We start from the raw sequence: 13,278 nt of genomic DNA, 5'->3' as shown, positions 1-13,278 counted from the left end.
CCTCCTGTTCAGTCGACCGGCTGCTGCGCAGCTAGCGTGTTGACCGGCTCCGGACGGATCTTCCGCAGCACCAGGGAGATCAGCGGCCAGAACAGCAGGATCATTGCCAGCAGGGTGATGCCGCCCACCAGGAAGTTGGACCACATGATGGACAGCTCGCCCTGCGACACAAGCATCGCCTGCCTGAACGCATCCTCGGCCTTGTCGCCCAGCACCAGCGCCAGCACCAGCGGCGCCAGCGGATAGTCGAGCTTCTTGAACACGTAGCCGATCACGCCGAACAGCAGCATGAACCAGATATCGAGCATCGCGTTATGCACCGTGTAGGCGCCGATGGCGCAGATCACGATGATGATGGGCGCAATGATCGAGAACGGGATGCGCAGGATGGACGCAAACAGCGGCACGGTGGTCAGCACCACGATCAGGCCAACGAGGTTACCGAGATACATGCTGGCGATCAGGCCCCACACGAAGTCCTTCTGCTCGACGAACAGCAGCGGACCAGGCTGCAGGCCCCAGATCAGCAGGCCGCCCAGCAGCACGGCGGCGGTAGGCGAGCCGGGAATGCCCAGCGCCAGCATCGGCAGCAGCGCGCTGGTGCCGGCCGCATGCGCGGCGGTTTCGGGCGCAACCACGCCTTCGAGTTCGCCGGTGCCAAACTTCGCGCCGTTCTTGGAGGTCTTCTTGGCAATGCCATAGCTCATGAACGATGCCGGCGTGGCGCCGCCCGGGGTGATGCCCATCCAGATGCCGATCAGCGAGCTGCGGATATAGGTCATGAAGAACCTGGGCAGCTGCTTCCAGGTTTCGAGCACGACCTTGGGGCTGATCTTGGCCGACTTGCCGGAGAAGGCCAGGCCTTCTTCCATCGACAGCAGGATCTCGCCGATGCCGAACAGGCCGATCACGGCGATCAGGAAGTCGAAGCCGCGCATCAGCTCAGCCCAGCCAAAGGTCAGGCGCAGCTGCCCGGTCACGGTATCCATGCCGACCGAAGCCAGCGCGAAGCCAAGCGCCATCGATGCCAGGATCTTGAACGGCGATCCCTTGCCCATGCCGACGAAGCTGCAGAAGGTCAGCAGGTAGACGGCGAAGAATTCCGGCGGACCGAATTTCAACGCGAACTTGGCCACCAGCGGGGCCAGGAAGGTGATCATCACCACGGCGACGAAGGCGCCGACGAAGGACGAGGTGAAGGCGCCGGCCAGCGCTTCGCCGGCCCGCCCCTTCTGCGCCATCGGATAGCCGTCGAAGGTGGTTGCCACCGACCACGGCTCGCCGGGGATGTTGAACAGCACCGAAGTGATTGCGCCGCCGAACAGTGCGCCCCAATAGATACAGGAGAGCATGATGATGGCGGTGGTGGGGGACATGCTGAAGGTCAGGGGCAGCAGGATCGCCACGCCATTGGCGCCTCCCAGCCCGGGCAACACGCCGATCAGCACACCCAGAATGATCCCCACGAACATCAGGACCGTATTCATCGGTGTCAGAACGACCGCGAAGCCATGGAACAGCGCGCTGATTTCTTCCATAACAAAACTCCTTTAATTCCGTTTCACGGGCGCGCCATGCAGGCCGCGCCGCGCCTGTGGGGATCAGTAGCCGAGGAAACTCAGCGGATCGTACATCCCCTTGAACAGGGGTACCTTGAACCACACCTCGAACAGGCAGAAGAACAGGATCGCCACGGCCAGCGCCAGGATCACGCTGCGCACCCAGGAATACTTGCCGAGGATGACCATGAACAGCGCGATATAGATCGCGGAGGCGACATAGATGCCGATCACCTGTATGGCCAGCACATACACGGCGGCCGGAATCAGCACCGACATCACGCGCTTGAACTGCTCGCCATCGACGAAGATCTCGGTGTTGCGGTTCTTGCCCATGAGGGCCTGGTACAGCACGCCCAGACCCGAGATGGCCGTGATCAGCCCGATGTAGAAAGGGAAATAGCCGGCGCCGGGACCGTCCGAGGTCCAGCCCGAGCCCAGCTTGCGGCTGCCGAAAATGACGACCAGGCCGGCGATCAGCACCAGCCCGGCGACGACGGCTTCAACTACATAAGTGGGAACGCCTGTGCGAGCCCCCTCGTCGGCTTCCTTGATTTGCTCCATGTGTATGCCCCGATAAAGTGTTTGGACGGCGAAACCGGATGCGGCAGGACGCGGGCAGGCCCAAGCGCCTTTCCCGCGTCCGCGAGCCCCGTTACTGCACCAGGAAGCCTGCTTCCTTCATCAGGTCGCGGTGCATGGTCTCGGTCTTTTCGAGCCACTTGGTAAACTCGGGGCCGGTCATGACGGTTTGGTTGAAGGCGCCCTTCTCCATGTAGTCCTTCCAGTCGGGCGTCTCGCGCACCTTCTTCAGCAGGTCGAGATAGAACTCGGTCTGCTCCTTGGTCACGCCCGGCGGCATGAAGATGCCGCGCAACATGGTGTAGCTGGTGGGGATGCCGCCTTCCTTGCAGGTCGGGATATCGGCCCACGACTGGGTATCGGTCACCTTTTCCTTGTAGTCCATGCGCTTCTCGTCGAACACGCAGAGCGGACGCAGCTTGCCGGCGCGCCATTGCGCAACGGCCTCGATCGGGTTGTTGACGGTGGAATCGATATGGCCGCCCACCAGCTGCACCGCCACTTCGCCGCCGCCCTTGAACGGCACGTAGATGAACTTGGTGCCGATGGCCTTGCCCAGGCCCACGGTCAGGATCTGGTCTTCCTGCTTGGAGCCGGTGCCGCCCATCTTGGTCTTGTTGGGGCCGGCTGCCTTCACGCCAGCGGCAAAATCCTTCGATGTCTTGTAGGGCGAATCGGCATTCACCCACAGCACGAACTGGTCCAGCGCCAGCATGGACAGCGGCGTCATGTCGTGCCAGCTGAAGGGAACGCCGGTCGCCATCGGCGTGGTGAAGAGGTTGGACAGCGTGATGACGATCTTGTGCGGATCGCCCTTGGCCCCCTTGATCTCGAGGAAGCCTTCGGCGCCGGCGCCGCCTGACTTGTTCACCACGATCATGGGCTGCTTCATCAGCTTGTTCTTCACGATGATGCCCTGTATCAGGCGCGCCATCTGGTCGGCGCCGCCGCCGGTGCCGGCCGGGACCACGAACTCCACCGGCTTGGTCGGCTCCCATGCCGCCGCGGGCGCGCTCGCGAATGCGGCCGCCACTGCCAGCGCGCAGCCGGCAAATTTCACAGAACCGCTGATGACCTTTGATTGCAATGTCTTACCCATTTCAGTCTCCGTCGTAGTTATATTGTTTAACCAGCAGGGTGCTGGCATTGCCATTTGCCGCTTGAGAAGCTACCGGCCTTGTCCGGATATCTTTCCGGTTCATGGATGGGTACAAAAATACTGGACAACTTTGCTTGAAATTCAATTGACCGGCGTCAATTTTTCAAATCTTCCCGCCATGTGGCCGGCTTGCAGGGAAAGCGCAGGCACTGCCTGATCAGGCTGTTTCGTCAGTACGGTCTGCGCCTGGCGCCTGGCCGTGATGCAGCCTATCCATCCTGCCTGCCGGCTGCGGATGCTGATCCCGAGCGCGCTATCTGGCGCGGCCGGCCCGGTTCGTCAGGTGAAGGGTGTATGCGGGCCAAGTCGCGGCGAAGGCGATGGCATGCGGAGCGAACAGATGGCGATCGCTATGGCGATGGTGTTACCGGGCTGATTCATGAACTTGGTCTCCTCGTTCAATGCGAGGCGGTGATGGCGGCATGATGCCGCCTGCAAGCCGCCCTTCCCGCTTGGCCGGCTTCCACAGGAGGGCGTGGCAAGGATGCGTGCCCGTATCGTGGAATGCCGATGGTGTGCCTGATGGCTTCTGGTAACTTGGCACCGATTTTCAGAGAACGCTTCCGCTTTCTCCTTGATCGCGGTTAAGTTTCCAAAATTCCGCAAATTTAATGCGCGCCAGCGGCGGCCTGATTTCAGGGGGTGGAAGCGCCGATCTCATTTCAGCCTTTGCCTGCGGGCTCTTTTCCTTTTTTCCGACGTTCTCACGCGCTTGCCCTGTCCAAATCCCGGGCAAAAACTCATGTTCTCAAACTTGACCCTGGTCAATGAGAAAAAAGCCGGGCCATCGCTATGATGGCCGCAACCTGACCCCGGGGCACCCTGCGGCGCGGGTCGGCAGACAAGCTGCCTGGCCATGTCCGTTCATGGCGAGCGACACGCATAAAACCATACAGAGGAGAACGCATGTCTTCAGTACTGAAAAAGACCGAGACCGACGAGACCACCTTGCTGGCCACGCAGGATCAGGAGCCGATGGAAGCCGTTGCAGAACAGACCGACGGCTTCCACGTACTGCTCGACGCATTGAAAGCCAATGACGTCGAGACCATCTACGGCCTGGTCGGCATCCCCATCACCGACCTGGCCCGCCTGGCGCAGGCCGAGGGCTTCCGCTTCATCGGCTTCCGCCATGAAGCCAACGCCGTCAACGCCGCCGCCATCGCCGGCTACCTCACCAAGAAGCCCGGCATCGCCATGACCGTTTCGGCCCCGGGCTTCCTGAACGGCCTGGTCGCGCTGGCCAATGCCACCGTCAACTGCTTCCCCATGATCATGATCTCCGGCTCCTCCGAGCGCGAGATCGTCGACCTGGCGCAGGGCGACTATGAAGAGCTCGACCAGCTCAATGCCGCCAAGCCCTATGTCAAGGCTTCCTACCGCATCAACCATATCGAGGACATCGGCATCGGCGTGGCGCGCGCCATCCGCGCCGCCGTCTCCGGCCGCCCCGGCGGCGTCTATCTCGACGTGCCCGCCAAGCTGCTCGGCCAGGCCATGGAAGCCGCCGCCGCCCAGCGCTCCATCGTGAAAGTCGTCGACCCGTCGCCGGCCCAGATCCCCGCGCCCGACGCCATCGCCCGCGCGCTCGACGTGCTCAAGAAGGCCAAGCGCCCGGTCATCATGCTCGGCAAGGGCGCAGCCTACGCCCAGGCCGACGCCGACATCCGCGCCTTCGTCGAGCGCACCGGCATCCCTTACCTCGCCATGTCCATGGCCAAGGGCCTGCTGCCCGACAACCATCCGCAGGCCGCCATCGCCGCCCGCTCCTATGCGCTGAAGGAAGCCGACTGCGTGATGCTCATCGGCGCGCGCCTGAACTGGCTGCTCTCGCATGGCAAGGGCCCGACCTGGGGCGGCAAGGACCACAAGGACTGGGCCCAGAAGACCTTCGTGCAGATCGATATCTCGGCACAGGAAATGGATTCCAACGTGCCCATCGACGCGCCCCTGGCCGGCGACATCGGCTCCACCGTCTCGGCGCTGCTGGCCGCCATCGACCAGACCGGCTTCGACAAGCCCGATGCCGGCTGGACCGGCGCCATTGCCGAGAAGCGCGACGCCAACATCGCCAAGATGGCCAAGACCCTGTCGGCCAAGTCCGCGCCGATGAACTTCATGACCGCGCTGTCGGCCATGCGCGATGTGCTGAAGGACAAGCCCGAGGTCTATCTCGTCAATGAAGGCGCCAACACGCTGGACCTGGCGCGCAGCGTGATCGACATGTCCGTGCCGCGCAAGCGCCTGGACTCCGGCACCTGGGGCGTGATGGGCATCGGCATGGGCTATGCGATCGGCGCGGCCGTCACCAGCGGCCAGCCGGTGGTGGCGCTGGAAGGCGATTCGGCCTTTGGCTTCTCGGGCATGGAAGTCGAGACCATCTGCCGCTACAACCTGCCGGTGACGGTGGTGATCTTCAACAACAACGGCGTCTACAAGGGCTGCGACGTCAACCCCACCGGCGGCGCCGATCCGGCACCGACGGTATTCGTCAAGGGCGCGCGCTACGACATGCTGATGCAGGCCTTCGGCGGCGAGGGTTCCACCGTGAACACGCCCGAGGAACTGTCGGCGGCGCTGGCGCAGGGCATCAGCTCAGGCCGGCCCACGCTGATCAACGTGGTCATCGATGAAAAGGCCGGCACCGAGAGCGGGCGCATCACGCACCTGAACCCGCAGAGCGCGGCCAAGAAGAAGTAAGCACGCAACGTATCGAAGAACATCCGAGAACATCCGGGAACAACCGAGACCAACAAGGAGAAAGACACATGGACAAACCACTGCAAGGCCTCAAGATAATCGACTTCACCCACGTCCAGGCCGGCCCGGCCTGCACCCAGATGCTGGCCTGGTTTGGCGCCGACGTGATCAAGGTCGAGCGTCCGGGCGCCGGCGACGTCACCCGCAGCCAGCTGCGCGACATCCCCGATGCCGACGCGCTGTACTTCACGATGCTCAACTCCAACAAGCGCTCGCTGACGCTGGACACCAAGAAGCAGGAAGGCAAGGAAGTGCTGGAGAAGCTGATCCGCGAGTCCGACGTGATGGTGGAGAACTTCGGCCCCGGCGCGCTGGACCGCATGGGCTTTACCTGGGAACGCATCCAGGAGCTGAACCCGAAGATGATCCTGGCCTCGGTCAAGGGCTTCTCCGAGGGCCACCACTATGAAGACCTGAAGGTCTACGAGAACGTGGCGCAGTGCGCCGGCGGCGCGGCCTCGACCACCGGCTGGTGGAAGGGCGAGAACTCCGAGCCGACCATCTCGGCGGCGGCGCTGGGCGACTCCAACACCGGCATGCACCTGGCCATCGGCATCCTGACGGCCTACATCGGCCGCCAGAAGACGGGCAAGGGCCAGAAGGTGGCGGTGTCGATGCAGGATGCGGTGCTGAACCTGTGCCGGGTGAAGATGCGCGACCAGCAGCGCCTGGAGCGGGTGGGTTATCTGGAAGAGTATCCGCAGTATCCGCACGAGATGGAAGCGTTTGCCGACAAGGTCACGCCGCGTGGCGGCAATGCCGGCGGCGGTGGCCAGCCGGGTTGGATCCTGAAGTGCAAGGGCTGGGAGACCGACCCGAACGCGTACATCTACTTCACGGTGCAGGGCCATGCGTGGGAGCCGATCTGCGACGCGCTGGGCAAGCCGGAATGGAAGACCGACCCGGCCTACACCACGCCGAAGGCACGCCAGCCGCACATCGACGAGATCTTTGCCACGATCGAGGACTTCATCAAGGACAAGACCAAGTTCGAGGCGGTGAACGTGTTCCGCAAGTTCGACATTCCGTGCGCGCCGGTGCTGTCGATGAAGGAACTGCTGGTGGACGAGTCGCTGCGCAAGTCGGGCTCGATCGTGGAAGTGCAGCATCCGGTGCGCGGCTCGTACTACACCATCGGCAGCCCGATCAAGTTCTCCGACCTGAAGCCGGAAGTGACGGCCTCGCCGCTGCTGGGCCAGCATACCGACGAAGTGCTGGAAGAGCTGGGCTACAGCTCGCAGCAGATCGCCGCGATGCACGAGGCCAAGGCGGTCTAAGCAGCTTCCTGGCTTAATTCCGGAATCGCGTCCGGCTTCCGACAAGGGGCCGGACGTTTTTTTGCTTTTTGGACGCGCGCCAACCCGGCCCGACGCGGGCGACACGGAGCGCGCCCACCTCGCTTTCCTTCCAACAATGTCCCGCGCCTGATCCTCATCCCGTCCGACGCGGGGCATTGTCGCGGCGCATGCCGCATTCTCCCGTGCAAGGTAAGATACTCGACGGTACCGGGGTGCCATTGCCCGAAACCGGCGACACGCCTGCCATGCGGCACACCTGACCGCACTGAAACGACGTCCGCCAGCGCGGTCACGCACGCCCCTTTCAACGTTCCTGTCTACTCCATGCGCACCAGTCATTCGGCCACTTCCTCCTTTGCCAGATCGCTTGGCGACTCGCCCGGCGCCCTGGCGATACTGGCCCATGACTGGTCGGCAACTTCACTCGGCCCGATCAATGCGTGGCCAGGCCATCTGCGGCTGGCCGTGTCGATGCTGACCCGCTCGCCCACGCCGATGGCGCTGCTGTGGGGCGAGGCGGGCGCCCTGCTCTACAACGACGGCTACGCCCGGGTGCTCGGTGACAAGCATCCGGGAGCGCTCGGAAGCAGGACGGCCGATGTCTGGCCGGAAGCGGCCGACTTCAACCTGAACGTGCTGCGCAGCGTGCAGCAAGGCCAGTCGCTGAGTTACCGCGACATTTCCTTCCTTCTGGAGCGCGACGGCGTGCAGCGCCGCTCCTGGTTCGACCTGGACTACTCGCCCGTGTTCGACGACGACGGCAACGTGGCCGGCACGCTGGCGGTGGTGATCGAAAAGACCGAACTGGTGCTGATGAGCCAGGCGCTGGAGCAGGAGCGCGAGCAGTTCGTCGCGCTGTTCGAGCAGGCGCCGACCTTCATGGCCATCCTGCGCGGCCCGGAGCACAGGATAGAACGCATGAACCCCGGCTACGCCAGGCTGGTCGGCCATCGCGACGTGCTGGGCAAGACCGTGGCCGAAGCCCTGCCGGAAGCCAGGGAACAAGGGTATCTCGACCTGCTCGACCAGGTTTTTTCGAGCGGCGAAGCGGTTGCGGGAACCGGGGTGCGCTACACGTTGCAGTCCGGACCGGACGGCTCCGTCACCGAGCGCTTCCTCGACTTCGTCTACCAGCCGCTGAAGGATGCGGCCGGCGCCGTGACCAGCATCTTCGTCGAAGGCGTCGACGTCACCGACCGCGAGACGGCGGCCGCGGCCAAGAAGGAGTCCGATGCCAGGAACCGCCAGATCCTCGACAGCGCGATCGACTACGCCATCGTGGCCTTCGACCTGGAAGGCCGCGTCACGCGCTGGAACGAAGGCGCGTGCCGGGTGCTGGGCTGGACGGAAAGCGAGATGCTGGGGCAGGAAGGTTCCTGCTTCTTCACGCCGGAAGACCGGGCCAACGGCCGCCTGCGCACCGAAATGCGCTGCGCGCTGGCCCAGGGCGCAGGCAATGACGAGCGCTGGCATGTGCGCAAGTCGGGAGAGCGTTTCTGGGCTTCCGGCGAAATGACGCCGATCCGCGATGAACGGGGCGTGCCCATCGGTTTCGTCAAGGTGCTGCGCGACCGCACCGAGCAGCATCAGGCGGCGCATGCGCTGCGCGAGTCGCGGCAGCGGCTGGAGAAGGCGCAGGCCGTGGGCGGCGTCGGCACCTTCACGGTGGACCTGGCGAGCGGCATGCTGCTGGGCACCAGCGGCTTTCACCGGATTTTCGGCCTGCCGGACCACGAGCAGATGCCGGTGGCGGCGCTCGAGGCGCTGGTGCTGCAGGAAGACGCGGCCGTGCCTTCGGCGGCATCGATGCGGCGTGGCCAGCCGGTGCCGATGAATGCCGAATACCGCATCCGCCGCGCAAGCGACGGCGCCCTGCGCTGGATCGCCGGCAAGGCAGAATTCGAGTGGGACGAGGCCGGCCGCACCAGCCGCCTGGTGGGGGTGGTGCAGGACATCACCGACCGCAAGGACGCCGAGCAGGCGGTCCAGGAAAGCGCGGCCCAGTTTCGCCTGCTGGCGCAGGCCATGCCCAACCACGTCTGGACCGCTGCGCCCGATGGCAAGCTGACCTGGTTCAACGACCAGGTCTATGAATACAGCGGCGCCGCCGCGGGCGCGCTGGACGGCGACGGCTGGACCGCGACCGTGCATCCCGAGGACAGGGCGGCCGCGGCGGCGCTGTGGCAGCAATCCGTGGCGCTCGGCGTGCCGTACGAAACGGAATACCGGATCCTGCGCGCCGATGGCCAGTACCTGTGGCATCTGGTGCGGGCATCGCCGCTGCGCGGCGCCGATGGCGCGGTCAATCTCTGGATCGGCGCCAACACCGATATCCATGAACGCAAGCTGCTCGAAGCGCAGAACACGCGCGAGCGCAACCGGATCTGGAGCCTGTCGCAGGAGCTGATGCTGATCTGCGATTTCCAGGGCGTCATTTCCGCGGTCAACCCCGCCACCACCCGCCAGCTTGGCTGGTCGGAACAGGAAATGATCGGCCGGGTGCTGGGCGACTTCCTGCATCCCGACGACCTTGCCAGCACCGCGGCCGAGGTCGGCAAGCTGAGCACCGGCGTCAAGACGCTTGCCTTCGAAAACCGCTATCGCCACCGCAACGGCGGCTATCTGCTTCTGAGCTGGACCGCAGTGCCCGACGGAGGCATGATCCACGCGGTGGCGCGCGACATCACCCGCGAGCGCAGCGCCGAGGACGCGCTGCGCCAGTCGCAGAAACTGGAAGCGATCGGTCAGCTGACCGGCGGCGTGGCGCATGACTTCAACAACCTGCTGGCCATCATGCGCAGCTCGATCGACCTGCTGCGGCTGGTGCAGCTGACCGACGAGCGCCGGCGGCGCTACATGACCGCCATTTCCGACGCGATCACCCGCGCCACCAAGCTCACCGGCCAGCTGCTCGCCTTCGCGCGGCGCCAGGCGCTGCAGCCGGTGGTGTTCGATGTCAGGCACAACATGGAAATGGTCAGCGAGATGGTCGGCAGCATCACCGGCGCGCGCATCGCCAGGGACGTGCGGCTCGATGCCGACGACTGCCTGGTGCATGCCGATCCGAACCAGTTCGATACCGCCATCGTCAACCTGGCGGTCAATGCCCGGGATGCGATGGACGGCAGCGGCCGGCTGGCGCTGACGGTGTCGCGCGTGTCGGGCATTCCGGCCGTGCGCGGCAACCCGCCGGTCGCGGGGGAATTCGTAGCGGTGTCCATTGCCGACACCGGCGTGGGCATCCCGCCGCAGTTTCTGACGCAGATCTTCGAGCCCTTCTTCACCACCAAAGGCACCGGCCAGGGCACCGGCCTCGGCCTGTCGCAGGTGTTCGGCTTCGCCAAGCAGTCGGGCGGCGAGATCCTGGTGGAAAGCGAGGTCGGCGCCGGTACCGTATTCACGCTCTACCTGCCGCGCGCGGTACAGCCTGCGCAGCAGCCCGACATGCCGGACGCGGACAGCGCCATTGCGAAAGGACCGGGTGGCCGCATCCTGATCGTCGAGGACAATCCCGACGTGGCGCTGTCGGTCGAGCGGACCGTGGAAGAACTGGGCTATGTGCCGCAGGTGGTGGCCAGCGCCGAGCAGGCGCTGGCGGAACTGGAGCGGGATGCCGCGCGCTTTGCCGCGGTGTTTTCCGACGTGGTGATGGCCGGCATGAACGGCATCGACCTGGGCAAGGAGGTGCGCCGGCGCTATCCCGCCCTGCCCTTCGTGCTTTCCAGCGGTTACAGCTACGTGCTTGCGATGAACCCGGACCACGGCTTTACCCTGCTGCCCAAGCCCTATGCGCTGGAAGAACTGGCCTCGACGCTGGAGGAAGCAATCGCCGGCGCCAGCACGCCAACACGACAGGCGGGGCCGGCCGCGCCGGAATGGCATGCGCCGGAACAGGCCACCAAGCCGGAGCTGCTGCGCCAGGCGCAACTGGATGCCATGCAGGTGCTCGACAGCGACGAGGAAGAAGCGTACGACGAACTGACCCGGCTGGCGGCCAGCTTCTGCGATGCACCGATCGCGCTGATTTCGCTGCTGGACAACGACCGCCAGTGGTTCAAATCGCGCGTCGGCACGCAGTTGCAGCAGACGCCGCGCGAGCATGCGTTCTGTGCGCATGCGATCCAGTCGCCGCAGCAGGTCATGCTGGTCAACGACGCCAGTGTCGACGCGCGCTTCGCCGACAATCCGCTGGTTACCGGCGAGCCCAACATCCGTTTCTACGCCGGCGCGCCGCTGGTGACGTCGGACGGCCATGCGCTGGGCACGCTGTGCGTGCTCGACAGCCAGGCGCGCAGCCTGCAGCGCGGCCAGCTAGAGATGCTGCAGTTCCTGGCGCGACAGGTGGTGTCGCGGCTGGAAGCGCGCCGGCTGGCGCGCGGCGCGGGCGGCGCCGGGTATGGGGATGTTCTCACCTGAACCGGGACCTCACCGGCACCATGCATCGCGCACGGTGCAAGACCGCGACCGTGGCGCGCATCGGGAATGGCGTCGACCGGAAGCTAACAAACGTGGCGGGGGGAGTTGGATTCGAACCAACGAATAACCCCAACCCTAACTAGTCAGGTGCCTTTACCGCTTGGCTACCCCCCCACATGAATCGCCTGCTTCAACCCTTACTTCAACACGCGCGATCGCGCTTGGCTGATGCACTCGCTTACCCATCGGCGAATTGACTGGAACAGGGCTGCATGAAAACCGCGCCAGCCAGAACGCGCCCGCTGCCCCCATCTGCCTTCGTCAGTTCTGGATGTCGGGCGTTTAGGCAGCCAGCGATGCAAACGCCTTCAATGCACTTCCCTGGCATGCGAACGCAGTTCGGAAAGGGAACGCGCCGGATTGCCGACCACGGTGCTGTGCGGATCGACATTCTTTTTGACGACCGCTCCCGCGCCGACCGTGGCCCATGCGCCGACATGCACCTTGGGAAGTACGGTACAGGAGAGCGCCATGAAAACGCCTTCGTCGATCGATGCGCCGCCTGCAAGGTGGGCCACCGCGATGTGCGCATAATCGCCTACGAGACAATGATGGTCGACGCTGGCCTTGGTATTGAGTATGACGTGCGAGCCGATACGAGCGCCAGGCTGAACGATGGACCCGGCACAGATGACCGACCCGCGCCCGATGGGAACGTCAGGGTGAACCCAGGAAAATGGATGAATGATCGTTGCCCATTCCATGTCGATTTTTTCCGCGAATTTTTTTCTCGCTTCATTTGCGCCTATCCCGATAATCGCATGCGAACAATCAGCCGATGTTATTTCGCTGACAGGACCGATAATGGGCGCGCCCGCGAGGCTGTAGCCCCACAGGGACGGGACGTCGGCATAAAAGCCGGCAATGGAATCACCTGAAGCGAGAATCACACTTGCGACCACTTCCGCGTGGCCGCCCGCTCCAATAATTGCGATATGGCGTTTGGTCATGAAATTAACTCCCGTTCAAGCTTCAAAGGCAATTTACGGAAATGCCCCTGAAGAAAAGATGTTCACCGCGACAATCGGAGGCCGGGACATTGGCACGGAATGACGATCAAAAATTGCAGACAAAGCGGGACTTCCGAACCCATTCTATTTTTCGGGAAGGATATGTAAATCGGCATCCCGGTCCATTTTGGTCTGGGTCAAGCCCATTGACATAAAGGTTACCGGCACAGCGCAAAGGGAAACATTGACGAAAAGAGGCGCTTTTCGAAAGGTCGCTGGCGCCCATGCCGCCAGGACGCAGGGCGGCCCCACGTTCTCGCCAATCCGAGCCTTTAGCGAACAGAACACGCTTCCACAGGTAGTTGTCCCCCGGCCTGCTGCGTGCGTTTCAATTTGAAATGCGCCGATGGGAAGAAGGCGTGCTGACCATCGACGGACGCATCGGCATAGGGGAAGATCAAGGATAACAATGGCCGACTTATCGGCGCAGTGAA

General features: G+C 64.0%; 7 protein-coding genes and 1 tRNA gene. 3 read left to right on the top strand and 5 right to left on the bottom strand.

Annotation, left to right across the window (positions count from 1 at the left end; all coding sequences use genetic code 11):
* Positions 1-8 precede the first annotated feature (8 nt).
* The 3 genes from ABC383_RS25890 to ABC383_RS25880 form a co-directional block, all read right to left on the bottom strand.
* Positions 9-1,538: a tripartite tricarboxylate transporter permease gene (locus tag ABC383_RS25890; RefSeq protein WP_413018594.1), complete on the bottom strand. Its 1,530-nt coding sequence runs from the start codon at positions 1,536-1,538 to the stop codon at positions 9-11.
* 63 nt (positions 1,539-1,601) lie between these two features.
* A complete protein-coding gene (locus ABC383_RS25885) occupies positions 1,602-2,123 on the bottom strand; it encodes a tripartite tricarboxylate transporter TctB family protein (RefSeq protein ID WP_413018592.1) in 522 nt (173 codons plus the stop codon).
* Between the two features lie 91 nt (positions 2,124-2,214).
* Positions 2,215-3,240: a Bug family tripartite tricarboxylate transporter substrate binding protein gene (locus tag ABC383_RS25880; RefSeq protein WP_413018590.1), complete on the bottom strand. Its 1,026-nt coding sequence runs from the start codon at positions 3,238-3,240 to the stop codon at positions 2,215-2,217.
* A gap of 1,035 nt (positions 3,241-4,275) precedes the next feature.
* Here ABC383_RS25880 and oxc point away from each other — a divergent pair.
* The 3 genes from oxc (at position 4,276) to ABC383_RS25865 (ending at position 11,774) form a co-directional block, all read left to right on the top strand.
* Positions 4,276-6,000, top strand: coding sequence for an oxalyl-CoA decarboxylase (gene oxc, locus ABC383_RS25875; protein ID WP_413019321.1), 1,725 nt, complete (start codon positions 4,276-4,278; stop codon positions 5,998-6,000).
* 68 nt (positions 6,001-6,068) lie between these two features.
* Positions 6,069-7,337 (top strand): formyl-CoA transferase, encoded by a 1,269-nt coding sequence (gene frc, locus ABC383_RS25870; RefSeq protein ID WP_413018588.1) that lies wholly within the window; start codon positions 6,069-6,071, stop codon positions 7,335-7,337.
* Between the two features lie 345 nt (positions 7,338-7,682).
* A complete protein-coding gene (locus ABC383_RS25865) occupies positions 7,683-11,774 on the top strand; it encodes a PAS domain S-box protein (protein ID WP_413018586.1) in 4,092 nt (1,363 codons plus the stop codon).
* Positions 11,775-11,867: 93 nt separating this feature from the next.
* On the opposite strand, the gene ABC383_RS25860 is transcribed toward ABC383_RS25865, so the two are convergent.
* Together ABC383_RS25860 and ABC383_RS25855 are read right to left on the bottom strand one after the other, a co-directional pair.
* Positions 11,868-11,948, bottom strand: a tRNA-OTHER gene (locus ABC383_RS25860).
* Between the two features lie 194 nt (positions 11,949-12,142).
* Positions 12,143-12,784, bottom strand: coding sequence for an acetyltransferase (locus tag ABC383_RS25855; RefSeq protein ID WP_413018584.1), 642 nt, complete (start codon positions 12,782-12,784; stop codon positions 12,143-12,145).
* Between the last annotated feature and the right edge of the window lie 494 nt (positions 12,785-13,278).

The organism is Noviherbaspirillum phoenicis, assembly GCF_047237965.1.
Lineage (GTDB): Bacteria > Pseudomonadota > Gammaproteobacteria > Burkholderiales > Burkholderiaceae_D > Noviherbaspirillum_A.
The sequence above is the reverse complement of the archived record's forward strand: the minus strand, read 5'-3'. Positions and strand labels throughout refer to the sequence as shown.